The organism is Pirellulales bacterium (assembly GCA_035939775.1).
Lineage (GTDB): Bacteria > Planctomycetota > Planctomycetia > Pirellulales > DATAWG01 > DASZFO01.
In genome coordinates this window covers 1-25,306 of the sequence record DASZFO010000280.1, presented here as the reverse complement: position 1 = coordinate 25,306, position 25,306 = coordinate 1, and the positions used below count along the sequence as shown (strand labels likewise).

At 60.9% G+C, this 25,306-nt stretch carries 23 protein-coding genes; 10 read left to right on the top strand and 13 right to left on the bottom strand.

Annotated features, from left to right (window positions below):
- From VGY55_17465 to VGY55_17455, 3 genes are all read right to left on the bottom strand, one after another.
- A partial coding sequence (locus VGY55_17465; GenBank protein HEV2971767.1) for a hypothetical protein occupies positions 1 to 613 on the bottom strand: 613 nt, incomplete at its 3' end.
- 495 nt (positions 614 to 1,108) lie between these two features.
- A complete protein-coding gene (locus tag VGY55_17460; GenBank protein HEV2971766.1) occupies positions 1,109 to 2,350 on the bottom strand; it encodes an Lpg1974 family pore-forming outer membrane protein in 1,242 nt (413 codons plus the stop codon).
- Positions 2,351 to 2,542: 192 nt separating this feature from the next.
- Positions 2,543 to 3,682 (bottom strand): hypothetical protein, encoded by a 1,140-nt coding sequence (locus VGY55_17455; GenBank protein ID HEV2971765.1) that lies wholly within the window; start codon positions 3,680 to 3,682, stop codon positions 2,543 to 2,545.
- 742 nt (positions 3,683 to 4,424) lie between these two features.
- Here VGY55_17455 and VGY55_17450 point away from each other — a divergent pair.
- Positions 4,425 to 5,135, top strand: a complete 711-nt coding sequence (locus VGY55_17450) for a hypothetical protein (GenBank protein HEV2971764.1) — start codon at positions 4,425 to 4,427, stop codon at positions 5,133 to 5,135.
- A 541-nt stretch (positions 5,136 to 5,676) separates the two neighbouring features.
- On the opposite strand, the gene VGY55_17445 is transcribed toward VGY55_17450, so the two are convergent.
- On the bottom strand, positions 5,677 to 7,683 hold the full coding sequence (locus tag VGY55_17445; protein HEV2971763.1) for a YjhG/YagF family D-xylonate dehydratase: 2,007 nt from the start codon (positions 7,681 to 7,683) through the stop codon (positions 5,677 to 5,679).
- 317 nt (positions 7,684 to 8,000) lie between these two features.
- Here VGY55_17445 and VGY55_17440 point away from each other — a divergent pair, with 317 nt between their 5' ends.
- Positions 8,001 to 9,227, top strand: a complete 1,227-nt coding sequence (locus VGY55_17440) for a hypothetical protein (GenBank protein ID HEV2971762.1) — start codon at positions 8,001 to 8,003, stop codon at positions 9,225 to 9,227.
- A gap of 5 nt (positions 9,228 to 9,232) precedes the next feature.
- Here the strand turns inward: VGY55_17440 and VGY55_17435 are convergent, their stop codons facing one another.
- Positions 9,233 to 9,880, bottom strand: a complete 648-nt coding sequence (locus tag VGY55_17435) for a hypothetical protein (GenBank protein ID HEV2971761.1) — start codon at positions 9,878 to 9,880, stop codon at positions 9,233 to 9,235.
- Positions 9,881 to 10,083: 203 nt separating this feature from the next.
- Here VGY55_17435 and ricT point away from each other — a divergent pair, with 203 nt between their 5' ends.
- The 7 genes from ricT to VGY55_17400 all read left to right on the top strand — a co-directional run bounded on the left by ricT (position 10,084) and on the right by VGY55_17400 (position 17,503).
- Complete coding sequence (gene ricT / locus VGY55_17430; GenBank protein HEV2971760.1) at positions 10,084 to 10,923, top strand: regulatory iron-sulfur-containing complex subunit RicT; 840 nt, start codon at positions 10,084 to 10,086, stop codon at positions 10,921 to 10,923.
- A gap of 89 nt (positions 10,924 to 11,012) precedes the next feature.
- Positions 11,013 to 11,468 (top strand): Minf_1886 family protein, encoded by a 456-nt coding sequence (locus VGY55_17425; protein HEV2971759.1) that lies wholly within the window; start codon positions 11,013 to 11,015, stop codon positions 11,466 to 11,468.
- Entirely contained in the window at positions 11,461 to 11,664 is a 204-nt protein-coding gene (locus VGY55_17420; protein HEV2971758.1) for a hypothetical protein, read from the top strand. Before VGY55_17425 ends, VGY55_17420 begins: the two co-directional genes overlap by 8 nt.
- Positions 11,665 to 11,950: 286 nt before the next feature.
- Positions 11,951 to 12,238, top strand: a complete 288-nt coding sequence (locus VGY55_17415) for a co-chaperone GroES (GenBank protein HEV2971757.1) — start codon at positions 11,951 to 11,953, stop codon at positions 12,236 to 12,238.
- A 25-nt stretch (positions 12,239 to 12,263) separates the two neighbouring features.
- Positions 12,264 to 13,406, top strand: a complete 1,143-nt coding sequence (locus VGY55_17410; protein HEV2971756.1) for a prenyltransferase/squalene oxidase repeat-containing protein — start codon at positions 12,264 to 12,266, stop codon at positions 13,404 to 13,406.
- A 266-nt stretch (positions 13,407 to 13,672) separates the two neighbouring features.
- Positions 13,673 to 16,195, top strand: coding sequence for a CARDB domain-containing protein (locus VGY55_17405; GenBank protein ID HEV2971755.1), 2,523 nt, complete (start codon positions 13,673 to 13,675; stop codon positions 16,193 to 16,195).
- Between the two features lie 393 nt (positions 16,196 to 16,588).
- Entirely contained in the window at positions 16,589 to 17,503 is a 915-nt protein-coding gene (locus VGY55_17400; GenBank protein HEV2971754.1) for a DUF6655 family protein, read from the top strand.
- A 2-nt stretch (positions 17,504 to 17,505) separates the two neighbouring features.
- On the opposite strand, the gene VGY55_17395 is transcribed toward VGY55_17400, so the two are convergent.
- Entirely contained in the window at positions 17,506 to 18,810 is a 1,305-nt protein-coding gene (locus VGY55_17395; protein HEV2971753.1) for a PQQ-binding-like beta-propeller repeat protein, read from the bottom strand.
- 170 nt (positions 18,811 to 18,980) lie between these two features.
- Here VGY55_17395 and VGY55_17390 point away from each other — a divergent pair, with 170 nt between their 5' ends.
- Positions 18,981 to 20,363 carry a GTPase gene (locus tag VGY55_17390; GenBank protein HEV2971752.1) on the top strand — a complete coding sequence of 461 codons (1,383 nt, stop codon included), beginning with the start codon at positions 18,981 to 18,983 and terminating at the stop codon, positions 20,361 to 20,363.
- A 39-nt stretch (positions 20,364 to 20,402) separates the two neighbouring features.
- Here the strand turns inward: VGY55_17390 and VGY55_17385 are convergent, their stop codons facing one another.
- From VGY55_17385 to VGY55_17355, 7 genes are all read right to left on the bottom strand, one after another.
- On the bottom strand, positions 20,403 to 20,888 hold the full coding sequence (locus VGY55_17385) for a hypothetical protein (GenBank protein HEV2971751.1): 486 nt from the start codon (positions 20,886 to 20,888) through the stop codon (positions 20,403 to 20,405).
- Positions 20,889 to 20,979: 91 nt separating this feature from the next.
- Entirely contained in the window at positions 20,980 to 21,381 is a 402-nt protein-coding gene (locus tag VGY55_17380) for a PIN domain-containing protein (protein HEV2971750.1), read from the bottom strand.
- Positions 21,378 to 21,620, bottom strand: coding sequence for an antitoxin family protein (locus VGY55_17375; GenBank protein HEV2971749.1), 243 nt, complete (start codon positions 21,618 to 21,620; stop codon positions 21,378 to 21,380). The genes VGY55_17380 and VGY55_17375 overlap by 4 nt, the downstream gene beginning before the upstream one ends.
- Before the next feature lie 148 nt (positions 21,621 to 21,768).
- The gene (locus VGY55_17370; protein HEV2971748.1) at positions 21,769 to 22,974 is read right to left on the bottom strand and encodes an NADH-quinone oxidoreductase subunit D; all 1,206 of its coding nucleotides are present in this window, start codon (positions 22,972 to 22,974) and stop codon (positions 21,769 to 21,771) included.
- 46 nt (positions 22,975 to 23,020) lie between these two features.
- The gene (locus VGY55_17365) at positions 23,021 to 23,254 is read right to left on the bottom strand and encodes a hypothetical protein (GenBank protein ID HEV2971747.1); all 234 of its coding nucleotides are present in this window, start codon (positions 23,252 to 23,254) and stop codon (positions 23,021 to 23,023) included.
- Positions 23,255 to 23,779: 525 nt separating this feature from the next.
- Positions 23,780 to 24,310, bottom strand: a complete 531-nt coding sequence (locus tag VGY55_17360; GenBank protein ID HEV2971746.1) for an NADH-quinone oxidoreductase subunit C — start codon at positions 24,308 to 24,310, stop codon at positions 23,780 to 23,782.
- 122 nt (positions 24,311 to 24,432) lie between these two features.
- Positions 24,433 to 25,110 (bottom strand): NADH-quinone oxidoreductase subunit A, encoded by a 678-nt coding sequence (locus VGY55_17355; protein ID HEV2971745.1) that lies wholly within the window; start codon positions 25,108 to 25,110, stop codon positions 24,433 to 24,435.
- Positions 25,111 to 25,306 lie beyond the last annotated feature (196 nt).

Below are 25,306 nucleotides of genomic sequence, written 5' to 3'. Positions count from 1 at the left end.
CGCCAGCCACATCATAAACCGGTCCGAGACTCAAATTGTTCAATCCGGAGATAAGCTGAAAACTTGCCCCGCCGTTCGTGCTGCTGTAAAGACCCGGGGAAGTTCCGCTAACTACTCCCACCAAGATCGTGCCGCCGCGCGGGAGCACGGCCGAAGTGCTTTCTCCTTGCAATCCACCAGACGCAAGTGGAGCGTTGCCCAATTGCGTCCAGGTTGTCCCGCCATTTGTCGTTTTCAATAGGCCGGTGAGTGGGCCAAGGTTAGTTATGATGTTGCTGGTATTCCCGATGCCTGCGAACACGGTTTGATTGGTCGCATCGGTGGGATCGAATTGCACGGAAGAGATTTCTAGCGCCGGCAATTGGTCCGTCAGCGGCGTCCACGCCACGGGATTGGCCGTGATGTCGGTCGTCTCCCAGACGCCGCCGTTTACGGTCCCCACGAAGACGTTTTTGGAATTACCGGGATTGACCGCGATCGCCTCGATAGCGCCGGACACGGCGTTGGGCCCTCCGCCGGTCTCGGCGGGTACGTTGGAATCTTGACCATTCGTATTCGGCGCTGGCCCTTCCGCGATCCAATTAGGAACGCCGGTCAAATTAACTGTCAACATCGTGCGGCTTTCAAGCTGCTCGATCGCGCGACCTAGAGAGCGCGAAGAGGATCGCGGTCTTGACGAATGTTGTCCGCGAGGACGCCCGTTCTTACGGCTGGGACGATTGTGGCTCGAGTTGCGTCTCATCGTTGCAGTCTCCTAAGCGCTTTCCAACCAAATAGCTGCCCATTACGCGAGGCGCAAGGCAAAAGCCAATTGCGCAAACTAACCCGGCAGAATAAGGTGGGGTGTCGCCAAAGTCAACGATTTCGCTGCAATTTCGCCAATTTATCCATTCGCGCCGAGCGGAGCGGCTAAGACATTCGCGTCGAAAACCGGCGAGACCCCACCGGATTTATGCCAATCGGAGCGGACGCAACGCCAGGTTTCCGCGGCCTGCCCGGCGGCATCGAGGCGCGAGAAATGGCCCCATGCTCAAAAGAAAAGCCGGGCTGGCGTCGTAGTGAACGCCAGCCCGGCCATGAGTTTCGAGTTTTCGTTCGGCAGGACCGCTTAGAATCGGTATTCGAGGTGCGAAGAGAGGCCAGTGAAGGCGATCGTCTGGCTGACGCGATTGAAATTCGCGTTTTGCACGGCCTCCACGTATTCCGACGTGGCAATCGTGTTGAACCAGAAGGCCGTGTAGTAGCCGAGTCCCAATTGGAGGTGGTTGCAGCAGCCCGTCCATTTGAAACCGAGTTCGTATTCCAAGACCGGGACTACGCGATGATCGTTCCAATGGGACAGAGCCAACTGTGTTGCGGTCGTGTTGTCGAACTGTAGGTAGTGGCTGTCGAACTGGCCGAAGAGCATGTCGAGAAAGCCATTGCCGTACAACGCGAGATGGCCATTTCCAAGCCGCCACATGCCGTCCAACCCGGCCCGCAAGCCGCCGCCGTCGAAGGCAATGTTGGTCGTCGTGGTCATCGACCCCGGGGCGCCAATGAAGAAGGCATCTTGCGCAAAGTTCTGCTGCAAGTGGGCATATCGCGCGCCAAGATCGAGATTCAGCGCCGCGCTATCACATCCTCGCAGGAGCACGGTGTAGTCGATGTCCGCGGTCCGAAAGTCGATTTCGTAATCGGCATTCACTGCGCTAAACGTCGTCGCCGCTGTCACGGTTCCGGGATGGATCACCAGCGATGCCACCGTGCCGCCGATGCCGGGGGGCGCCGTGACGCTGTTCTGCGAATCGTCCGAGTATTGCGTATAGGCAACGCGAAGACCGGAACAGCAATTGAGGTCCCAATCGATCCCCACGCGGAACGCGGAGTCGAATTGCGGAGCGACAGTGCCGACATCTCCCTGCGGCGTGGTGTTTGGCCCTTGCGTATTGCTGCCGGCGCTTCCCACCCCGTTTTGTTGGATGGCATGGGCCATGTCGATCCCGAATGCCCGGAGGAACAGGTAATCGACGAATACTCCCGTGCGATGTTCGCTCACGTCGAGGCAGGGGCAACAGGATCCGCAACCGCAACTGCCGCAGGCATTGCAGCCCGCCACGGGAGCGGGTTGAGCGACGCCTTGGGCCGCTTCGGCCGGATCGGCATAGGCAACAACGGTCGGCATGCCGGCGGGCCTACCATTCGCTGCCGCCATTCCCTGGCCATTGGCGGCCAATTGAACCATGGGATCGACAAAATATGTCTGGCCCGGCTGGCCCGGATAGTAAGGCTGGTATTGTTGACCGACGGCGGTCGCGGCGAACAACGTTGCCGCCAGACAACTAAGACATGCTCGCGCTGCGATCGACATAATGCCCTCCTGGCAAATTGAAAATCCCTTAGCTGGGCGGTGGAACGAGCCCAATCGCCCTGATGACCGTTATCGGCCGATTTCCCCGGAGTTTCCATTACGACCCGAACGGGGAAAAAAGTCCGCGCATATTGCCTAAGCTAAAGCGATTGAGGACGAACCTCTGTCCGCGTTCAGATCGCTTCCGGACTTTCAAGGTTTTTGGCTCAATAGCCAGTCCTCCAAGATTAGCTGTTCGACGAGCGGGGCGCGAAGCAGCGCGCTGCGCTGGGGAAGGAGCTTTGCTAGCCAGGGCCGGCGCACGGCGTGCGAGACGGCGCGCAGGCCGATGCCGGTCCACGAGCGTGTGGCCAATTGCGCTTTAACGTTTTCGCTGAGGCGGGTGAAAGTCGCCGGAACCAGATTCGGCGCGGGGCCGACGTGCACGATCAACTCAATTCCCTGTGCCAGGGTTTCGTAAACAGCGTCCCAAAGCCGTTGTGGATGATCGATCCATTGCGCCAACAGATCACGACAGTTGAGGTCGGTGTAGCTCATCTTGCCGGTGACAAGCGAAAGAACCGGCGGCGCGGGCGGTTGCAAGGCGCCGGGCATCGTTTGCATCATCACCGCCGAGCGGTTTGGGATCGCCCGCTGCCACACGATCGGCGTGTGCAACGGCGGCCAGCGGTAATCGTTCTTCCGCAGGTGCAAGCGCTGTGGGAGCCATTCGCTCATCAAATCCTGAAAATGATCGATCGTATTGCCCTGCCCGTTGAGCAACAAAGAGTTTGGCGAGAGAAAGGCCGAAATGCCGATCGCTCCCTGCCCGGCTTGATTGATTCTCAGGCAGAGCCGTTGCACTGCTTCATGATCGAGGGCCGGCCCGCGCGAGAAGAGGACGCCGAGCGTCGAATCACGAGCCAGATCGGCGCAATCCTTGGCAACCGACAGCGGTACTGACAATGCATGCTGCATTTCCATAACGCCACCTGCCACTAAGGCCGCGATCTCTCCGAGGCTGTATCCAAACGCCATGCGGGCCTGGCTGTAATCGACGCTGAAGAATTCCTTGAGCAGCCGAAGCTGGGCCATTTCCATCGCCATGACCAACGCCACCGCTTCGGCATAGCTGTCGAGGTCGGTCTCTTCGCCACGTCGAATTCGGGCCGCGAGATCGACCGGGGTGCCAATCGCTTCGGCGCAGGTGTCGCTTGCCTCTTTCAGATAGGGCTCAATCACTCGCCTGTAAGCCGGATGGGCCAGCAATTCGGCGCTGCGGCCGAGATTGGTCACGTTGTAGCCGCGAAAGACGAAGGCGGCCGAGGACAACCGATCTTTCAATCCATTCATGCCGACCGCCAGGGACAAAGATCGTGGACAAACGAATCGGGCCGGACCGAAGCGAAACGCCCGATCCCGTTGTGTATTATCGACGCTTGTGCAAGACGCGCTTCGGTCCGATACGGCTTCCCAGCCGGTAATCGAACCCCTATAGTAACTTGCAGCGTGCCACATCGCATACGATTAAGCAAAACATTCAACGCCCGCCGATATGACCGATCCTAACGCATCAGACCATTGGAACTTGCTGGCATCGGAAATCGGCGCCGAACCAGGGCCCGAAACTCAGCCGCCGTCGCCACAGCCGCCGGTGTCGCGGCCGCCGGCTCGAACTGAGCCAACGCCGAAACCGAAGCCCGCTGCGCCGCCAACCGATTGGGCCGATCTGGCCGGTGCGCTAGGGATCGACGTTCCGCCAGAAGAAAAAGTTGCTCCGCCTCAAAGTGCACCGCCCCGTGCGACGCCGACACAGCCGCCAGTTCCTTCTGCAATGAGCGGCGAAAACCCGCCGCGAGCCCCGTCGCCCCCGTCGGAAAGACCGCCGCGGAGCGAAGAGCGCCGGCCTGAGCGCGAGCGGCCCCCGCGCGGCGACCGCAGCGGCCGACCTCGCCACGGCGAACCTCGTCGCCACGAGAGATCTGGGCGGCATCAGGACGAGATTGAGCGCGGACCATCACAGCACGACCGGACCCCTCGGCCCCGCGAGCAGCGCCCGTCGGACACGGACGATCACTTTGCCTTTGTCGAAGAGGTGGATGAATCGCGACTGGAGGAATTCGAGCTGATCGATGACATCGAGTTGGAATCGGGAAAGGCGCCCCTGGCTGACGAGCGGTCGGAGGAGCAGAAGTCCGGCAAACGTCGGCGGCGCCGCCGCCGCGGCGGACGGCGATCGCGCCGCGAATCCGATGCGACGGCGAGTGAAGCCGCTGAGGCGGAAGTGGCCGACGAAGGATCGGCCGACTTGGAATTCGGGGACGAGACGACCAGCGAAGCGGCCCCTCGGCTGGAACCGGAGGGAAGCCAAGAGGGGCGCCCGGACGATCGACCCGCGCGGCGGCGCAGGCGGCGAGGCGGCCGCCGTGGCGGATCGCACAACGCGGAAGCTGAAAAGAGCGACGCGCCGCGCGAGCGTCCGTCAGAGACCGAAGAGTTCCTGGGGTCCGATGACGCCTTCGAGACGCGCGAATTCGCGGCCGAATCGCCGGAGCACGAAGTGGATCGGCGGTCGCGCGACGACGCGGAGGATGCCGATGATGATGAACCCAACGGCGACGAACTGCCCGAAGGCAAGGCCGCTTCTCGCGACATTCCCACTTGGAAAGAAGTGATCGGGCTGATCATCGCCGGCAATATGGAGTCTCGCGCCCGATCTCCCAAAAGCGGAGGCGGACCCTATCGCGGACGCGGCTCCGGCGGTCGCGGTCATGGCCGCGGCCACGATTCGGGCAATCGGCAGTGAGAGTAGAGCGAGTGGTGTCCTCGCGGTCGAATTGAGCACACTTTCTCACGCGAAGAGTGAAGGGTCCGCTTTTGCGGGCGACAAAGATTTCCTGATCGCCACGCGCGGAACTCTGCCGGCATTTTTCTTGCCGAATCGCCGGCCGCGGCGACAAAATAGCGTTGACGGCCTCGGCGGACGTTTGATACGTATGAATGTGTCGACGATCGAAGTTTGCTCGGGACCGAAAGAATCCTTTACGACACTAATCCTTTACGACGATGAGGAGGGCAGCCATGCAAGATCCACCGGGTCTGTTTTTGTGAGGGGCGGGCGATCCGCGCGTCTCTCACTTCCCGCCGGCCGTGAACTGGGCGTCGAATCCTTTCCTCTAACTATGATTTGCCACCCGCGGCGCTTCCGAACAAGCGCCGCGGGTTTTTTTGTAGGGTGTGTCAAGCGCAGCGAAGACGCACCGGCGCCACGTGCGACGTTGCTTTGCTGAGGGCTCTCTGCGGTGCGTCCGCGCTTTGCTTGACACACCCTACCTTTCTCGCGGCTTCTATTCTTCCAGCGCGCGGCGGCCGGCTTCGAGCAGGCGCAGAATCCGCTCGACATCGTAAACCGATCCGGCCCACGGCCCGCCGCTGGCTGCTTGCAGCGCGGCCCACAGCCGCGTGTCGTCCGGAAGACGGTCGTCTGGCCGCAAGCTATCGCTGGGCGAGCGGATGGCCAGCACGTGGTCCGCCTCGCCCGGCTCGAACAATCGCTCTCGATTGCCCACTAGCTCGACACTTCCCGTGAGCCGATGGCAATCGACGACGATGCGAATTCGGTCTCCCTCTTGCACCTTGCCGATCGGCCCGCCGGCAAGTGCTTCAGGAGCGACATGGCCGATGCAGGCCCCCGTGCTGACGCCCGAGAAGCGCGCGTCGGTGAGCACGGCCACTTCGCGCCCCCATTCCAGGTGCTTGAGCGCTGCCGTGATTTGATAAGTCTCTTCCATGCCCGAACCGAGCGGCCCGCGGCCGGCCAGCACGATCACGTCGCCAGGCCGAATCGGCGCGGTGCCTTGCCCTTTGATCGCGGCCACCGCGTCGCGCTCGCGCACGAAGACCCGTGCCAAACCGTCCTTGCGATAAACGCCGTCAGTATCCACGACGCGCGAATCAACGGCTGTGCTCTTGATGACCGATCCCTCCGGAGCCAGATTGCCGCGCGGAAAACAGATGGTGCTGGTGAGACCTCGCGAGCGGGCCTGTTCGGCCGACATGATCACGTCGTCCGGCTCCACGCCGTCGCATTCTCGAAGCCGTTGTCGCAGCGCCGTGCGTCGCGGCGACGATTCCCACCACCGCAGGACTTCGTCGAGCGTGCAGCCGGCGATGGTCAACGCGCTAAGATCGAGCAAATCCAGATCGCGCAGCTTGAGCATGATCTCGGGCACGCCGCCTGCCAGAAAAACGCGGACGGTCGTATGACCGACCGGTCCGTTCGGAAGCGCATCGACGATCCGTGGCACGCGAAGATTCACTTCGTGCCAATCATCGACCGTCGGCCGTTTCAATCCGGCCGCATGGGCAATCGCCGGAACGTGCAGGAGCAGATTCGTCGAGCCGCCACAGGCCGCATGAACGACCATCGCGTTGCGGATCGCGGCGTCGGTCAGAATCTCCGCAAGCGGCAGCTTTTTCTCCGCCAACTTCAACAGGGCCAGTGCGCTGCGCCGCGCCATGTCGAGCCAGATCGGCTGCCCGCTTGGGGCGAGCGCCGAATGCGGCAGCGACATACCGAGCGCCTCGCCGATCACTTGCGACGTGGCGGCGGTCCCCAGGAATTGGCAACCGCCCCCCGGCGATGCGCAAGCGCGGCAGCCCAATTCGGCCGCTTCCTGCAAGCTGACTTCGCCATGCACATAGCGCACGCCGAGCGTTTGCACCTTGCCCGCGTCTTCGCCGACGGAAGGCGGCAGCGAAACACCTCCGGGCACGAGCACGCTCGGCAACTGCCTCGTTCCCGCCAAGGCCATCATCATCGCGGGCAAACCCTTGTCGCACGTCGCCACGCCGAGCACGCCGCGCCGCGTGGGGAGCGAACGGATCAAGCGGCGAAAGAGCATCGCCGCGTCGTTGCGATAGGGGAGGCTATCGAACATCCCGGCAGTGCCTTGCGTTCGGCCGTCGCAAGGGTCGCTGCAATAGGCGGCGAACGGCACCGCCCCCGCCCGCTTGAGTGTCCGTGCCGCTTCGGCGACTAGCAGCCCGACCTCCCAATGACCCGTGTGATAGCCGAGCGCGATCGGCGAGCCGTCGGCCGCGCGGATTCCTCCTTGCGTGCTGAGCAAGAGAAACTGCGGCCCCGTCATCTCGGCCGGGCTCCATCCCATGCCCGCATTCTGCGACAGCCCGAACAAATCGCCGCTCGGCCACTCACGCAGCATTTCATCCGAAATCGGCAGCGCCCCCTGCGGCCCAGGCGCGGTCGTCTGGACTTGATAGATGGATGGATCGAAAGTGTCGAAGATGCTGTCCAACTGTATGGCCGACCTCTGTGATAGAAACGTATTCATTCGCGCGTTTCGGTTCCTGATCGAATCCGCGAAAACCCGCAATTCCGGGCCCGTTCACTTTAGCTGCACCGAGAGCCGGTATCCACCCGCCTAGATCATAGGCAGACGACACAACACCCTTCCACACTTCCAGCCATTGGACTCTGCGAGTTTTTCCTAATTCACTAAGGACTCCGAGTGTGACGAGTCGATAAAGATGATGGACTCGGCGCTCGGGGGAGCGTCTTTCCATGATCGAATTCTCGCGGATTCTGCCGCGAGTCGCGCGTTCAAGGATTGAACTTCGCTGGCGCATTGCTCAAGGAGGAATTGTTCTGATGGATACGAAATCTCTCACTCGTATGGCCGCGGTGTTTGTATTGGGTGTCTGCGGAACGGTCGCCCGTGCCGACGACGCAACCAATTCATCCGCCGCGCCGAGCGAATCGCCAGCCACGGAAATCCGGACGGTCGAACGTCCCTCCATCTCGATCGCGCCGCAGGCCGATGTTTCGGTCCGCACTTCCGGTCCAAAGATCACCTCGGCCGGACCGGTGATCAATATGGGCAAGGTCGAGAAAGTGAACGATCGATATCCCAACGGCAAGATCAAAGTCGAGCGCGAAGTCGGCCAGGACACCAAGGGGAATTACGTGAATCAAGGCACGTATAGGGTCTTCGATCAGGATGGCCAAATCATCATGGCCGGAGAATTCCTCAACGGCAAGCAAAACGGCAAGTGGATGCAGCAATTCGCCAAGGACGAAGGGCACCTCTTTTCGCCCGATCCCGAGGGCGAATTCGCCGGGCCATTCACCTCCGAAGCAACCTTCATGGACGGCCGGCTGCACGGCGCTTGGACCATCAAAGACGCCGGCGGACAGGCGGTCGTCCAGTGGAGCTTCGACAATGGCACTCGCAACGGCACTTGGACCTGGTGGCATCCCAACGGCAAGAAGCGCCTCGAAGCGACCTATCGCGGCGGAACGTTGAATGGCGACGTGCAGGAATGGGACCGCGACGAGAAACTGATTTCGAAGACCGCGTATGTCGACGGAAAGATCCTCGCCAAGGTGACTGGCTGGTACACGATCGGCCAGAAACATTACGAAGGCTATTACTTGAAAACGGATACCATGCCCGAGGCGACGTACGATTGGTGGTCCTCACGAGTGACGCTCGGCGCCGCGCCGGCCGCCGGACAGGACCAAAAGCACGGCGTTTGGGTCTCCTGGTATCGCAACGGCGCGAAGCAAACCGAATCGCAATACGACCGCGATCTGCGGATCGGCAAATTCAAGTGGTGGCATGAAAACGGCCAGCCGCAGGCCGAGGGCGATTACGAGGCCGGCAAGAAAATCGGCGTTTGGATCACCTGGCACCCGAACGGCCTGAAGGAATCGCAAGCGGATTACAAAGACGACCAGCTCGTTGGCAAGTCGTGGCATTGGGACGCCGATGGCAATCTGGTGGACTCGGCCCCCAGCGATGGAAGGCCACAGCAATCGCAGCCAGACCGCGGCAACACCGCCCCGCGGCCGACCGGCGCGGTTAGCAGCCGGTGATGGCCTCAGCGCGGCCCAAATTGTGGAAGCGGGATGCCACGTTGGGAGGCCCTGGCTTGCAGCAGTTGGAAAAAAGTGGTGAACTGCGCTCGCGTATCGGCTGGGATGCTGGACAACATCTGATTGCGAAACGCAGCGCGCTGGGCATCGGTTGCCTGCGCGCTTGGAAACCCGGGCGGGCCGCCATTCCCAGAGCTGCCGGGGTTCGCCTTGCTCATTTGCTCGAACTGCTTCGACATCGCAGCGATGCGATCGAGATCCTTGTCCAATTCGGCGGCCTGCTTCTCAGGCGGCATTGCCAGAATATCTCCGACGTGCTTGAGCTGCACTTTCATGAACTGCGATCCCATCTCCTGAAACACTTTTTGCTGGAGATTCTGAGGCAGCGACTCGACCTTTTTCCTCATCTCGGTTCCAAATGCCCGCTTGTCTTGGTCGGATAGCAACGGGTCGGCAATCTTCGCTTGAAGTTCCTTCAATTCCGCCAGCCGAGAATCGGGCCCGAAATAACCGGCGGCCCACGCCACTCCGATTCCGCCGAGCACCAATGCCGAAGCCAATAGAATCCAGCGGCCTTTGGTCATCCGCTTCTTCTTTGACGGCGGGCCGTTTGAATCGCTTCGGCCAGCCACGGAACGTTCGGCGGGAATCATTGATCGTCCTCCTTCGGGCTAAAAGATGGATCGGCGCATAAAATCGCTTCCAACGCAGGCAATACCCAAATTCCCCTCTGCTCTTAAAGACGACGTTTGGGCCCAAATAGGGCGCGGCCCCGGCCAATTCAAGACGATTCGTCACCGCTTTTCGCCCTAGTCGCCCTTCGCTATACTCTGGCAAGCCAAGCAACGGAGAGGATATGCCGAAATATGTGGTCCGCTTTGGCGTGATGCGCCATCTGGCGATCATGGCTGCCCGAGACGACTCCGCCTACTCGCGGGGAACGCAGGTGATCGCCCGCACCGATCGCGGGCTCGAGTCCGCGGTCGTGCTCTGCGAGGCGACACCGGAGGCGGTCAAGGACCTCAAGAGTCCGGGGCAGGGGCAGGTATTGCGCGAGATGACCGCGGCCGACGTGATGGAGCGTTCTCGAATCCTGAACCAGCAGCGCGAGGAATTCCAAACGTGCGGGCGGCTGATCGAGCAATTGCAACTGGATATGCAATTGGTGGACGTCGAGCACGTTTTCGGCGGCGAACGAGTCGTCATCTATTATTTGTCCGAGAATCGGGTCGATTTCCGTGAGCTTGTCAAACTGCTTGCGGCGGAATTCCAGACGCGGATCGAGATGCGGCAGATTGGTGTGCGCGACGAGGCGAAACTGCTGGCGGATTACGGCGATTGCGGCAAGCCCGTTTGCTGCAACACGCACCTTTCCGAAATGCCGCCGGTCTCGATGAAAATGGCCAAGCTGCAAAAGGCGACGCTCGACCCGACGAAGATTTCCGGTCGTTGCGGGCGGCTAAAATGCTGCCTGCGATATGAGTATGATACGTATGAGGAGTTGCAGAAGGACCTTCCGCCGATCGGCTCGGACGTGTTGACGCAAAATGGTCGCAGTCGCGTTCTGGCTCACGAGATTCTGGCGGGGCAGTTGCTCGTGGAGACGGAAGACCGTCGCCGAGTGCTGATCACCGCCAGCGACGTGCTGACGGTCTTGAACCGAGGTGAGGAATTGCGAGTGAGGAGTGACGAATGACGAAGGCAGTAGGAAGCAACGATTGATCGGTTCCTTACGCCTTCTTCATTCCTCCTTCGCGTGTTTATTGTCTAGTGCCTTACACTTACATGCTGGACCCTTCGCATCCCTTGGCCAAGCTTCTCAAGCAAGATCGTCGCTACAAGCTCGACGCCTACGCATTCGTCGAAGAGGCGCTCAGTTTCGCGCACAATTCGCTGGGCATGGGAATCGAGCGGGAGTCGGATGAGCCGGAACCACCGGCCCCACGCGTCCGGCGCTCCGCCGAGCGGGCGCCGGAACGCCATCTCACCGGCCAAGAGCTGTGCGAGGCAATCCGGCAATATGCCTTGGACGAATATGGCTACATGGCCAAGTCGGTTCTGGAAAGTTGGGGGATCAAAACGACCAGGGATTTCGGCAACATCGTCTTCAACCTCATCGATATCGAGAGGATGAAGAAGACCAAGCAGGATCGGCGCGAGGATTTTGATGACGTGTTCGATTTCGACATCGCATTTCGCCAGGACTTCAAAATCACGCCCGCGGAGAAACGCAGTGGCTAAATCCAACTCCGATCGCCAGTCGCCGGCGGCAAACAAATTGGCTCCCAAGAGTCAGCAATCGGCTGCACTGGATCCCTTCGATCCGCTCTCGCCGCCGCCCGCTCCCAACGGCAAGCAAAAGCTCGCGTTGGCGTTCATGTCGCTGACGATCCTAGGTTGGCTCGCGTTTCTCGCGGCGATGGCGCTGCGAAAATGAACGATCGCGCGGTCCTTGTCGTTGTCGGAGGGCTTTCGGCGGGGACCGCACGACTTGAATGCAACACGCGGGAATGCGAGAATCAGAATGGCCTCCGGGTTGGCGGTTGGAAACCGGGAGCGTTAGAACGCCTAACTAATCCGGCCGGGAGAAGGGGACAGTCCACGTTTTGCTCCGGCGACCATCGCCGCGATGGTGCCCGCGCAAGAGGAGGACAGTCCCCGCCGGATTTGTTAGGCGCTCTTATAAAACCCCGGCGCGCTGGCATTTGGAGTCAAAGAAATCCATGAAAGTAGTTCCCTTGGGAACGAATGTGGTCGTCAAGCGACTGGAACCGGAGGCCAAAACGGCCGGCGGGATCGTGCTTCCGGAAGCAGCCCAAAATAAACCACGAGAGGGAAGGGTGCTGTCGGTCGGCGACGGTCGGCGGCTCCCTGATGGGTCGCGCCTGCCGCATCAGGTCCGCGAGGGAGATCGGATCGTTTTCACGAACTTCGCTGGCGTCGAAGTCGAGGTGAACGGCGAATCGATGCTGATCATGAGCGAGGACGAAATCCTGGCAATTATCCACTAGAACTCGAGCATTTGGGAGATGCGTTATGGTCCGTCCCAGTTTTACGGCAGTTTTGACGGCCTCCATCTTCATCGGTCTCGCGGCGACCGTGGCACGAGCTGCTGACACAGCTCCCGCGGCCATCTCCGATGCGAAGCTCTATCAGCAAACCGTCGACAAGGGAATCCAATACCTCATCGATAAGGGGCTGCAGGCCGACGGATCGTATGGCAAGGAAGGTCCGGGCATCGCGGCAATCTGCACGACCGCCTTGCTCAAGCACGGCCGCTCGCCGGACGACCCGGCAGTCGCCAGGAGCTTGAAGTATTTGCAGTCGTTCGTTCACGACGACGGCGGCATCTATTCTCCGAAATCGCCGGTGCAGAACTATGAAACCAGTTTGGCGATCCAATGCTTCGCGGCGGCGAACGGCGACGGGCGCTATAAGGATCTGCTCGCCAAGGCCGACAAGTTCATCCGGAGCATCCAATCGGCCGGCGAGCCTGCCGACTTCAACTACGGCGGCGCCGGATACGACTCCAAGAAAAAGCGGGCCGATCTTTCCAACACCAGCTTCCTGCTCGACGCCTTGCAAGCCACCGACGCCGGACCAGACGACGAGGCGGTCAAGCGGGCGCTCGTGTTCGTCTCTAACTGCCAGAATCTTGAAACCGAGCACAACACGACGCCGTTCGCGGCGAAGGTCGGCGACGGCGGTTTTTATTACACCCCCGCGGCCGGCGGCGTCAGCGAAGCCAAGAACACCCCAGAAGGAGGTTTGCGGAGCTACGGCTCGATGACCTACGCCGGTCTTAAGAGCATGATCTTCGCTGGCGTGACGGCCGATGATCCACGGGTCAAAGGGGCCGTGAAATGGATCAAGGCCCATTACACGCTTTCGGCAAACCCAGGCATGGGATACAGCGGCACGGGTACGAAGACGGAAGATGGCCTGTACTATTACTACCACACGTTCGCCAAGGCACTTAGCGCTTTGGGACTCCGTGATCTCGACGACGACAACGGCGTGAAGCACGACTGGCGGCACGATCTGCTGGTTGAGCTGGCCAAGCGGCAGCGCCCCGACGGTTCGTGGGTCAACACCGATCCGCGCTTCCTCGAAGGGAACACGAATCTCGTGACGGCGTATGCGCTGTTGGCACTTTCTTATGCTCAGCCGGCAAAATAATGGGGTGTGAGCCACGGACGTTTGCCAACGTCGCACACGACCGATGCTGGCAGCGCCGACGCTAGCAGCGTCGGCTACGTTTGCGGCGCGAGCATGCATCTGCCTCGGAATCGCGTCCGTAGCGCGCCCTTCCGATCTGCTTATCTTGCCGAGTCGGTCATTGCCGAACGACCGCGCCAATTGTCTTAACGGCTACGAATTCGCCAGCCGATATAGACGTACAACGGACTGTTCCAAGGGCTTTCTACGTCCAGGATGGACTGACCATGTTCTCCAAATTATCCGTCTTTCTGGCCTCCGCCGCCGCGCTGCTTTGTCTGGCGATTGTCGTCCGAGGCCAGGACGACACTCACTCCAGCGCTCCGTGGCCCTTCGGAAGGAGCTTGAATCTGCTCCGCTGGCCGACGAACGATAACAACTCGAATTCGAACAACGGTAATGCCGCTTCGGGAGCACAAGACGGTTCTTCCAATTCATCCTCCAACTCAAACTCGTCGAATACACAGCCGCTGCACTCGGTAACAATTCAAAGCCAATCGAATCGGCGGCTATATGGGCCTTCGCAGGCCATTAGCGCGGGCGTGGTTGACGGCTACGCGCCTCAAAACACGGCGCCGAGCAAGATGGCCCCGCGCGTTACGGCTGGCGACATGAAACCGGTCGTCACGCAGGGCACGCTGATTACGACCGGTTCGCCCACCGATTTGGGCGCCCGTCCGTCGTTCTCAGAGAAGGCGCTCGTTCACGGCTCGACCGCGGATGCTTCGCAGCCGCGGAGTTCGGTGGCCGAGAGTCCTCTCTCTCAGGATCTTAAGTCCGACGATTCGATGCCGCACGATTCTCGGTCGCTTCAAGAACGACTCGCGGCAATTCGACAATCGTCCGAAACCGACCGCTCGGCGCCCGTCGCGGAAAAACCGCTTGTGGAGAAGGGGGCAGTCCCCATTTCTTCCGCGACCGTTGAATCCACCGCGGGGGACACAAAAGGGGACAGTCCCCGGCAGTTTTCAACAATCCCGGCCGAGCCGAACTTGAAGGCCGGCCCGTCGTCGCGACGGGTTGTGATCTCATCGGAAGATGCCGACGACGTTTCCGCGAGCACGCCAGGCTTGGCCACGCCGAACAAGCCCGCGTCCGTTGGCATGGTGGAACACTCGGATTCCACGGCAGGTTCGCAATCGTCGAAGCCGCGGTCGGCGAAGTCGGATTTGATCGAAGCAGCGCCGAGCCACTCGTCGGTGCATGCTTCACCGGAAATTGCAACCGCCGAAAGCAGCTCCCCGACCGGCGCAGCGGTGTTGTTCACTCGGCAAAGCCCGCTGGTGAGCGTTGAAACCACGGGGCCTCGAACGATCATCATCGGCAAAATAGCCACCTACACAGTCACGATTCGAAATGCCGGAGAGATTGCCGCCCCGGATTTGTCGGTCACCGTGAAGATTCCCGAATGGACCGACGTGGCCGGCTCGCAGGCAAGCGCGGGGACGATCCGAGCCGCTACCGCCGAAGGCGCTGAGCCGTTCCAATGGAGAATTCCTCGTCTCGAAGCCCATGGCAAGGAGACGCTCGCACTGCGGCTCTTGCCGCGGAAAGGCCGCGGCTTCGATCTAGCCGTGCAGTGGGCCTTTTCACCGATTGCTACTCAAACGTCGGTCGATGTGCAAGAGCCGAAGCTCGACATGACCATCGCCGGGCCGGACGAAGTGGTTTATGGCCAAAGCAAACTCTTCCGTCTGACGATCTCGAATCCCGGCACGGGAGACGCCGAGAACGTCGTGGTGCAGCTCGATCCAATCGGCAATTCGGCTGCTCCGGCCTCCAAGCACCCGATCGGCACGATCCGCGCCGGTGACAGCAAGGTGGTCGAACTGGAATTGACGGCGCGTCAGTCCGGCACGCTTTCAATACATGCGACAGCCTCCGCCGAACCGGGACTCAAAGCCGAGGCGGCCCAAGAGGTGCTCGTCCGTCGAGCGGCGGTGGCGCTCGCCGTCGAAGGGGCCAAGACCAGGTACTCCGGCACGACCGCAAGCTACGCGATTCAAGTCACGAATCCGGGCAACGCGGTGGCCGACAACGTTCACGTCTTCGCCGCGCTGCCGCCGGGAGCAAAGTTTGTTTCCGCGTCGGCCGGCGGACAATGGAAGTCGGAGCAAGGAAAAGTCGTTTGGTCGCTGCCGGCGCTTCGTCCGGGAAGCGACAGTTCGTTCGATTTGAAGTGCAGCTTGGCGAACCCTGGCCCAAATCGTATCCAGATTACTTCGTCAGCCGCGGGCGACGTGAGCGACGTGGCCAACATCACGACGAACGTCGAGGCCCTGGCCGATCTCAAGCTCGATGTTTCGGAGCCGGCAGGCCCGATCGGCGTCGGCGATGAAGTGGCTTACGAGCTGCGAGTTCACAACCGCGGCAGCAAAGCGGCGGATGGCGTCGGAGTAGTGATCTACTTCTCCGAGGGAATCGAGCCGGTATCGGCTCAGGGGGGCGCGCACGACATCTCGAACGGCGTCGTCGCGTTTCGCCCGCTGCCCACGCTCTCGGCCGGCGGGGATCTGACCCTCAAGGTCAAGGCCCGTGCCGAGCACAGCGGCAAGCAAGTATTCCGGGCGGAGGTGGAATGCGGAGCGCTGGGCACGAAGCTCGTCAACGCCGAGGAAATGATGGTCTACGGCGGAGACGATGCGCCGGGGCTGCAACGGCCGGATCGGGCCATCGCCGGCCGCAATCCGCCGCTTCAATCCGTTCCGGGCCAATCCGACGACGGCGCGAGCAAGTCGTTCCGCCGGTAAATGATCGTGGCGGTGCAACCCGCCAGCTTGTGCAGGTTTTGCAGTCTCGCTAGTTGCTCTCAGACTTCAAAACCATTTTTCGACCCCCTATCTTCGCTGCACTTCGAGCAGCGACGTTTCCGCGAGGCGATGCTAGCAACGGCGCGCCTGATTTCTGCCGTCCGGTTCGAATTCCATAATCGCTTTTGGGCTAGCGATTTGCATTCCCCGGGGCCGTTGCACGGCGACAAATCGCGGTTCAACTGGCTCTGACTCGCCGCTATAATCCGCGTCCCGTTTACACTAGTCGGCGGCACCCCACACCCGGCCGCTGGCTTGCCGCTTTCAAAGCCCGATCGGGCATTGGCGGCCCGCGCGATAGGTTCCCCGACGTTTCATCTTGGCTCGCATTGCATGGGTTCGATCGGCACGCAACATCTCGTTTGGCTCAGCACGCTCTTGGCCATCTGCCTGGGCGGCTGTGGCACGACGCGCTGGACCGACACCAAGCGCACGGCCACCGAACAGATGCTCGTTTCCGACGCGATCGATCGGGCGGTCAGCCGGATCGACTTTCGGCTGCTAGCAGGCAAGGACGTGTATCTCGACACGTCCTATCTTGGCGAGGCGGTCGATAAGGAATATCTCACGGGTACCCTAAGGCAGCAGATGGTCTCGAGCGGTTGCGTGCTCAAGGAGAAACGGGACCAGGCCGCGTTTGTTGTCGAGGTCCGAGCGGGAACGGTCGGCACGGATCGCCACGATCTGCTTTACGGCATTCCGGCGATCAGCTTGCCCACGTTTTCCGCCCCAGTGGTTGGCGCGCCGGCTCTGCCCAGCGCTCTGCCGGAACTTGCCCTGGCGAGGCGCACCGACCAGCAGGCGGTCGCAAAGATCGCCGTGTTCGCCTATCATCGCGAGACGGGCGCGCCGGTTTGGCAATCTGGCGCCGATGTCGTGGCGAGCAAAGCCCGCGATCTGTGGCTCTTCGGCGCCGGGCCGTTCCAGCGCGGGACGCTGTACGACCACACTCAATTCGCCGGCGACGAATTGCACGTGCCGCTGGTCGACGGCGAAAAGACGCCCGATGCCGGGCCGGCGCCGGTGCGCGTATCGCAGCAACGGCTCTTCAATCCGCCAGACCGATTCCCGGCGAAAACAGCGGCTCTGCCGACTCCGGTCGATCCATCATTGCGGCTTCCGGCCGAGCCGTTCGCTCCCGAATCGCACCCACAATCCACGTCGTTCGGCCCGCCGATTTCGGCCGATCCGGCCTGGGAATCGGCCGGGTTACCCGAGGCTTTGAATCCGTCGCCAGGGCGCCGATAGGATCACGGCTCCTTAGCGAGACTCGCGCAGACGATTTCGCGATCGTTGCGGGCGAAGATGCACTTGTCGGCAAAGGCCGGGTGCGCCCAGCAAACGCCGCCGCGCTGGTTAAGCTGGCCGGTGGTCGGTTCGATGAGTTTGGCCCGGCTGATCTCGTGGAAGCCGTCGGGCGCGAGCTTGGCGATGATCAATTCGCCGCGCTCGTTGAACATGAACATCCGCTCGCCGTTGCGGACCATGTGGATCGTCGCCCAGCGGGCCTTGGGCACGGCTTTCTGGCTCTCCCAGACGCGTTCGCCCGTTTTTGCATCGAGACATCGCAGTTGGCCGTAGCTATCGACGCCGTAGATGTTGTCGCCATCGAAGTACGGTGTCGCAATGATCGAATGCAAGGCCTCGGTCTTCTGCTCATCGAGACCTTTCTTCCGCCAGAGGATTTCCGCCGTCGGCTTGTCGCGATCGAGCCGGGCCATCAGCGAGCCGTCGTAAAATGCCGTCACGAAAAGCCGATCGTCATGCGCGACCGGCGTGGCCACGTTGAGCACCATCTTCGACGGCCTGAAGGGGAGCTTCCAAAGCAGTTCGCCGCTGGCCGGATCGAGCGCGGCGATATTATCTCCCGTCCAACAAACGAGCACGCGGCGGCCCGCCTGTTCGATGACGATCGGCGCGGCGTAGCCGGCCCGATCGTCCAGTGATTTCCACCGCTCAGCACCGGTCGCTTTGTCGAAAGCCACGATGCAAGCATTCTCGCCACCGACCTCGACGATCACCAAATCGCCATCCACCAGCGGCGCGGCGGCGATGCCCCAGATCGGCATTTGAATCTTGTATTCATCGAGCAGGTCTTTTTTCCAGATAACCTTCCCGGTCGCCGCGTCGAAGCAATGGAAGTTGCCCATCGCCCCGAGCGCGTACGCTCGTCCGGAATCGATGCTCACCGCCGCCCGCGGACCGGCGTCGTAGCCGATTTTGTACGGACAATCGTACGAGTAGCTCCAAAGGTCCTCGCCGGTGCGGGCGTCGAAGCAATGGACTCGTTCCGTTTGCTTTGGTTCAACGGCCCGATCGGTGATGTACACGCGACCGCCAGCGACCGTCGGGCCGCTATAGCCGGGGCCGACCGGCATTCGCCACTTGATCGCAAGTTGCTTGTCGGGAAACTTCTCGACGATGCCCGACTCGCTCCACACGCCGTCGCGGTGCGGCCCGCGCCATTGCGGCCAGTCGTCGGCCCGAGCGGCGGCGACGGGAACGAGCAGCGACAAGAAAACGGCGGCGAGCGGAAGGTTCTTGAGTTTTGTCATGCGCCTTAGTAGCGAAGTCGGAGGCCGGGGATTATTCGTTAGCCGGTTCGGTTGCGAACCAGAGTCACCGAAGGCCACCGCCGGGCGGTCGGATCGTGTCTCAAGCCGCTGGCAATTCTAGCAGGCCGCTCCCTTGCCAACAAAGCGCTTGGGCTAATACGATTTGCGCCATGCACTCAATTGACGACACGATCGCAGCCATTGCCACGGTGCCAGGGGGTGCGGATCGCGGCATCCTGCGAATCAGCGGGCCGGATGTACTGGCGACGGTACAGAGATTCTTTGCCCCTGCCGAACCGATCGCTCTCGCCGATCTTCGCGCTGCAACCTGCGTTCTCGGGACGGCCGCCGTGTCGCTTGCGAATCGGCCTGGCGACCAACCGCTCCCTTGCGACCTTTATCTCTGGCCGACTTGCCGCAGCTACACGCGGCAGCCCGTTGCCGAATTGCACACGCTTGGCTCGCCGCCGATCCTTCAAGCGTTGCTGCGAATCGCCTGCGCCGCGGGAGCGCGGTTGGCAGAGCCAGGGGAGTTCACGCTGCGGGCGTTTCTCGCCGGGCGGGTCGATCTGGTTCAAGCGGAGGCGGTGCTGGGAGTGATCGATGCCGACGACCGGCGGCAGCTCGACGTAGCGCTAGCTCAATTGGCCGGCGGTTTGACGCGGCCGCTCAAGCTGCTGCGGGATCAACTGCTCGATCTGTTGGCGGATTTGGAGGCCGGACTCGACTTCGTCGAAGAGGACATTCGATTTGTGACGGGCAACGAATTGCAGCGACGACTCTCGACAGCCGCCGCCGGCATCGCGGCGTTGGTCGAGCAAGTGCGCGGACGAGACCGAACCGACTTCGAGCCGCGGGTGGCCCTCGTCGGCTGGCCGAATGTCGGCAAAAGCAGCCTGTTCAACGCCTTGATGGGCAGCGGGCCCGCGGCGCTAGTTTCGTCTCAACCAGGAACCACGCGCGATTATCTGGCCGCGCGACTACAACTCGGCGGCGTCTCATGCCACCTTGTCGACACGGCGGGGATTGAATCCACTGCCTCTGCCGACGATCTTTCCACCGTCGCTCAACAAATCAGCCACGAGCAACACGAGCGCGCTGATTTGAGGCTACTCTGCCTCGACGCCACCCGGCCGCTCAACGAATGGGAACAAGCAGAGCTGCGCCGCGATACGGCGCAACTCGTGGTACTTACTCAATGTGACCTACCAACCTCCAACTCGCGGCTCGCGACGGGAATCAAAACCTCGACGGTAACCGGACTCGGCCTCGACATGCTCAAAGTGGCCATACAGTCGGAATTAATCGCGGTCGCCGCCGCCGCGAATCCCGCTGGCGCCGTCGTTGCCACCGCGGTCCGCTGCCGCGAATCCCTTCGTCCGGCAGCCGAATCACTCGCCCGAGCCCGCGACATAGCAATTACGCGGCAAGGTGACGAGCTTATCGCCGCCGAAATCCGCGCCGCGCTGTTGGACCTCGGAAAAGTTGTCGGCGCAATCTACACCGACGACCTACTCGACCGTGTTTTTAGTCGCTTCTGCATAGGAAAATGAACCCACTCAGCGTCTTCATGTTCTCCGGACGAATGCCAACTAGTCCTCATAAACGATCCCGAGGACGTCCAAAATCAGCCATTGCGAGAGGATGTAGATCACAAACGGAAGCAATGACAGGGAGATGGCGATCAGCCCCGTGCGCTTTTTCGGCCAGAGTGCCATGAGTTGCCGGCTCGCTTTAGCCAGCCCAATCGCTGAGGCCGGAAGGATCACGAATACACTGAACGGCAATTGGACCATAGGGCGGCAGCCCCCGCCGATGGGGATCCAATAGATGATCGGTAGCCAGAGAAGTAAAAGGGTCGCGGAGCAGATAATCGTCAATCGGTAGATCGATGCCCGTCGAGCCGCAATGATCTGGCCGTCGTTCGTCGGCCGTCCGCAGATCGCGTCAATTCCTGCGATCATCGATGCGATGGCGAGGTAAAGGAAGCCCCAGTCAATCCCAATTGCACGCACGAATATGCCAATTGCCCATGCTGCAACGCAAAACCACACAGTTGCGTAAAACAGCCGCCACATCGGAAACTGAAACGGTCGGCATCGCATGAACCCATTGTAGTGAGAAAAATGGGGAATGCCCCCCTCCCCCAGCCGGACTCGTTAGGTGCCCTTAGAAGAGCGAGGTGAAACCCGCGGTTGCAAAATGCTCGTCGTTCGTGAAGGCGTCTTGGATGCCGAGGCGATGCATCACAACGAATGAAACGTGATCCACGATTCCGGGATCTCCTGGCCGGCCTCCGTCGTATGCGGCCCAAGCCCGTTCAACATCTTCGGATGTCGGATCAATCAGAAGACGTTCTTGAGTGAGGAGCCGACGGAGGGCATTAACTCGCGGACGATATTGGCGTCGGGCAGCCGCGTTACCGCACTCGTAGAGTACGGCTGTAGTCGTAACTAGGCGACGACCTTCAACGAGCAATCTCCGGTAGGTCGCGTCGGCGGGATCATGCCATTGGTCCGCCTCATCCCAAATCGCAATGATCCCAACCGTGTCCAAAAACACGTCGGTCATGGCTGGTGCTCGTTATGGCGCGCAGCCGTGTCGGAAACTCCTGAATTATATCGCTCTCCGAGAATTGCGTAGATTTTGGCCAGTCCGTCGGACATCAGCGGCTGGGTCGGCGGTTGATCCACGACCGGAACTGCTCCCTGCAATCGCGGCTCAAACTCGACTGTCGAATGCTCCGGCAGGTCCACTGGTCCGACCGGACGAAAGACGCCGTTTTCGAAAACCGCCTGGATCGTATTCATCGAGCGAAAACCTTCCAATTCTGAAATGCGCGCTTGTGCCGTAATTTCGTGACGCATTTATTGTTGTTGCTTGCACCGGCAAAGGCAAGCCTCGGCGGCGATCCCGCGCCACACTACTCTACTCGACCATCTAGTTCTTCAAACCGGCTTACCGATCAATCTCCCCCATCACGATATCGAGCGAACCGACGATGGCGGGCACGTCGGCGATCAGGCAGCCGCGGCAGAGTTCGTGGGTGACGGATAGATTGCAGAACGAGCTGCTGCGGGCGCGGACGCGCCAGGGGATCGAGCCCCCTTCGCTGACGATCATGAACCCCATCTGCCCGCGCGGGGATTCCGTTTCTAGATACACTTCTCCCTTCGGCAACTTTTCATTGAGCTTGACCGGTTCGCCCCACGAACCTTTGGCCGTGCTGTAGCGGTCGATCGCCTGCCGCACCAGATCGACCGATTGCACGACCTCGAGCATCCGCACGTAGAACCGGTGCCAACAATCGCCGAGCACGGCGATCGCGGGCACCGGCGGATAGTCGTGATCGCGCGGATAGTGGCCGTTCTTCTCGACGATCACCTCGAAGGCATAGCCGTCGTACATCTCGGTGTAGCGCTCTTCGCCGTCGCGGCGGAGGTCTTGATCGACTCCGCTGCCACGAAGCACCGGGCCGGTGCAGCCGTAGTCGATCGCCATTTCCGCCGACAGGACGCCGATGCCCGCCGCCCGACGGACAAAGATCGCATTGCTCGTGAGTAAGGCGTGATATTCCTGAATCACGGGCACGAACTGGTCGAGGAACTGCTCGCACTTTTGCAGCCAGCCGCGCGGCAGGTCGGCCGTCGCCCCGCCGACCGTGATGTAGCTATACGTAAGCCGCGCGCCGCAGACTTCCTCGAACAGGTCGAGGATTTTTTCTCGCTCGCGGAACGCATACAGAAACGGGCTGAACGTGCCCAGGTCCAAGCCATAAGCCCCCATGCCGACCAGATGGCTGGCGATTCGCCCCATTTCGGCGATCAGCACCCGCAAGTGCTTCGCCTTCTCGGGCAGCTCGTGCTTCAACAGCTTCTCGACGGTGAGCGCCCAGCCGAGATTCATGTTCATCCCGGCCAGGTAGTCCATCCGGTCGGTGTACGGGATCCACTGCCGCGGCGTGAGATTCTCGCCGATTTTTTCGGCACAGCGATGGAGATAGCCGATGTGCGGAGTGACCTCGGAGACCACCTCGCCATCAGTCCGCAGCACGAGCCTGAGCACGCCATGCGTGCTCGGATGCTGCGGCCCCATGTTGACCAGCATCTCGTCCGTGCGGACGTCGAATTCAATGATCCGCGGATCGTCGGTATAGGTTGACATGTCAGTGGTCCGTCGTCCGTGGTGGCGAATCTATCGCGCAACGATCCTATTCTTTCCACTCTCTAACGCAACGGGCAAATTGTTCCCAGGTGAAATGCCGTTCCTTGGACGGACCACTCGGAAACCATCCGAGTCCACCGCGGCTGATCGTCAGGTCGCCCAATTTGCCACTCGACAGCGAACTGACCGTGATCATTAGATCCTTATGGACGATCTCTAGCTCCGGCATCTGACCAATTCGAATTTTGTGACCGAGACGACTATTCTTGCGCTTGGCCATTTCCGCTCCCCAAACTAAACGTCGTGACGTTAGTTTTTGGTCCTTCACCGTTCGCAGGTAATTCGCCAGTCGGACTTTGTTGCGTGTCCTTGACGGGACCAATGGAGCGCAAGTATGCATTCAACCGAGGCGAGAGTTCATCGAGGATGCCCTTCAGGCTATCAATTTCGAGTTGCCCGAGCAAACGCCGGGAAAACGCTCGACGCAACCAGTGCTTGGTCTCATTAAGCGATCCTCGCGCGATGCGGACATACCGCCGATTATCCTGAAATGAGCCTCGACCGGTTCCTTCAGCGATGTTCGCTCCCACGCTGTCTGCTGCGCGAATCACCTGCTTTCCGACGGTGTCACGCGGAAGGTTCGGCCACCGATTCACTATCTCCCAAACTTGGTCCGCCAGTCGTTCTGCGAGTTGATAAACTCTCAAGTTTTCAAAATTCGTTCGAGACATCCCGACGGTCCCTTTCCGATCAGTCATTCAATTCCGACAATCTGCAACTGACGACGCACCACTGACAACAAGCGCTAGCGACCTCGAATTCCGTGGTACTCCAGCGGCATCTCGTAATCTTTGCGGAGGGGGTGGCCGATCCAATCTTCCGGGCAGAGAATGCGGCGAAGACCGGAGTGGCCGACGAAGCGAACGCCCGAGAGGTCGTAGACCTCGCGCTCGTGCCAATCGGCCGTGCTCCAGACGCCGCTGACCGAGGGGACCTCCGGCAATTCCCCAGCCACATCGTCCTTCCACCGCGGCAGCATCACCTTGAGCACCAGCGTTACGCGATGGGGCACGCTCCACAGATGATAGACCACCTCCAGATGTGGCTTCCAGGCGACCTTCGCGGCCTTCTTGGCATCCGGCTCGAAATAATCGATCCCCGAGATGCAGCTCAAGAAGTTGAACAGCAAATCCGGCTCGTCGCGCAGATACCTGCAAGCCTCCAATAAGCCGTCGGGCGAAACTTCAATCCACGGATCGATGGCTTCGAGGTTCGCGCCGGTGATCTTGTCGCCGAAACGCTGCTTCAAGCGGTCAAGGAAGGGTTGGCCTTGCACGGAAGAGGCTAGGGGCTGGAGATGAGGGGCGGGGGAAGTACGACGGACAACGGACGAAGCACAAATGACAAATCTCAGTTCATTTCGCCGCGGCAGTTGTGCCGCGCTCCGCTTGGCCGCGGCTACACGTGGAGCAATGGCTCAGGTTCCGGTACGGTTGCCAACGGACGTTCAACCTGCGCGGCGCGGTCGGAGCCGACGGCGCGGACCCAGTCGAGATCGCCGCGCTTCCACACATACGCGAAGCCGACCAAGAGCACGGCGAAGAACGCGCCGATGTCGACCATCGAAAGTAGCGCCAATCGTCCGGCGCTGGCCCGCACCGCCTCGCTCCCCTGTTCGACGGTTTGCGGTTTGACGCCTGTCGCCGAAGGGGACGCTGCCGCGTCGGTCGGAAGGGTCGGCACGGTCGGACGACTAACGCCCAACTCGCGATACACCGCCGCGGCAGCCGGCGTCAGTTCGACGCCGGGGTGCTTCGTGTCGGTCGAACTCTGCACCGCGACGAAATTCGGGTCCATCAAATTGGTGGCCTTCCCGAACACGTTCGCCCACGGGAAGAAAAACGCCACTTCAACGTCGAAGATGATGAACAGCAATGCGACCACATAAAATCGCAGATCGAATTGCACGAAACTCGACCCGATCGTCGGCTCGCCGCATTCGTAGACTTCCAGCTTCTCCTTGTTCGGGGCCTTGGGCCGCAGGAACCGGCCTAAAAACAAGTTCCCAAAGAGAAACCCAGCGCCGATGATCGTGAACAGGGCCAAATACCCGGCAATTGCGGTGGGCGAGGTCATTGTTATGATCAGTTCGGCGGCTATCGGGGGACCCGCCAGCGGCGGAATGCCGAATTCTAAGGCAATGACGCGTTCTTGCAAAGTGGCAAGCGTGCGCTGTGTGCGGCAGGGGTGCATTCCGCACTTTGCAGTTTGGCACGTTGAGGTTATGACTTCGGGTTTGGATTTTGGGGTTGGTGCATGGAAACATAGGAAT

Excerpts from the sequence above, each read along its gene's own strand:
- VGY55_17425 (HEV2971759.1), top strand. The coding sequence starts at position 11,013 with ATGCTGGACCCTTCGCATCCCTTGGCCAAGCTTCTCAAGCAAGATCGT.
- VGY55_17370 (HEV2971748.1), bottom strand. The coding sequence starts at position 22,974 with ATGTCAACCTATACCGACGATCCGCGGATCATTGAATTCGACGTCCGC.
- VGY55_17440 (HEV2971762.1), top strand. The coding sequence starts at position 8,001 with ATGGATACGAAATCTCTCACTCGTATGGCCGCGGTGTTTGTATTGGGT.
- VGY55_17390 (HEV2971752.1), top strand. The coding sequence starts at position 18,981 with ATGCACTCAATTGACGACACGATCGCAGCCATTGCCACGGTGCCAGGG.
- VGY55_17395 (HEV2971753.1), bottom strand. The coding sequence starts at position 18,810 with ATGACAAAACTCAAGAACCTTCCGCTCGCCGCCGTTTTCTTGTCGCTG.
- VGY55_17385 (HEV2971751.1), bottom strand. The coding sequence starts at position 20,888 with ATGTGGCGGCTGTTTTACGCAACTGTGTGGTTTTGCGTTGCAGCATGG.
- ricT (HEV2971760.1), top strand. The coding sequence starts at position 10,084 with ATGCCGAAATATGTGGTCCGCTTTGGCGTGATGCGCCATCTGGCGATC.
- VGY55_17380 (HEV2971750.1), bottom strand. The coding sequence starts at position 21,381 with ATGACCGACGTGTTTTTGGACACGGTTGGGATCATTGCGATTTGGGAT.
- VGY55_17375 (HEV2971749.1), bottom strand. The coding sequence starts at position 21,620 with ATGAATACGATCCAGGCGGTTTTCGAAAACGGCGTCTTTCGTCCGGTC.
- VGY55_17400 (HEV2971754.1), top strand. The coding sequence starts at position 16,589 with ATGGGTTCGATCGGCACGCAACATCTCGTTTGGCTCAGCACGCTCTTG.
- VGY55_17455 (HEV2971765.1), bottom strand. The coding sequence starts at position 3,682 with ATGAATGGATTGAAAGATCGGTTGTCCTCGGCCGCCTTCGTCTTTCGC.
- VGY55_17410 (HEV2971756.1), top strand. The coding sequence starts at position 12,264 with ATGGTCCGTCCCAGTTTTACGGCAGTTTTGACGGCCTCCATCTTCATC.
- VGY55_17405 (HEV2971755.1), top strand. The coding sequence starts at position 13,673 with ATGTTCTCCAAATTATCCGTCTTTCTGGCCTCCGCCGCCGCGCTGCTT.
- VGY55_17460 (HEV2971766.1), bottom strand. The coding sequence starts at position 2,350 with ATGTCGATCGCAGCGCGAGCATGTCTTAGTTGTCTGGCGGCAACGTTG.
- VGY55_17435 (HEV2971761.1), bottom strand. The coding sequence starts at position 9,880 with ATGATTCCCGCCGAACGTTCCGTGGCTGGCCGAAGCGATTCAAACGGC.
- VGY55_17445 (HEV2971763.1), bottom strand. The coding sequence starts at position 7,683 with ATGAATACGTTTCTATCACAGAGGTCGGCCATACAGTTGGACAGCATC.
- VGY55_17365 (HEV2971747.1), bottom strand. The coding sequence starts at position 23,254 with ATGGCCAAGCGCAAGAATAGTCGTCTCGGTCACAAAATTCGAATTGGT.
- VGY55_17355 (HEV2971745.1), bottom strand. The coding sequence starts at position 25,110 with ATGACCTCGCCCACCGCAATTGCCGGGTATTTGGCCCTGTTCACGATC.
- VGY55_17415 (HEV2971757.1), top strand. The coding sequence starts at position 11,951 with ATGAAAGTAGTTCCCTTGGGAACGAATGTGGTCGTCAAGCGACTGGAA.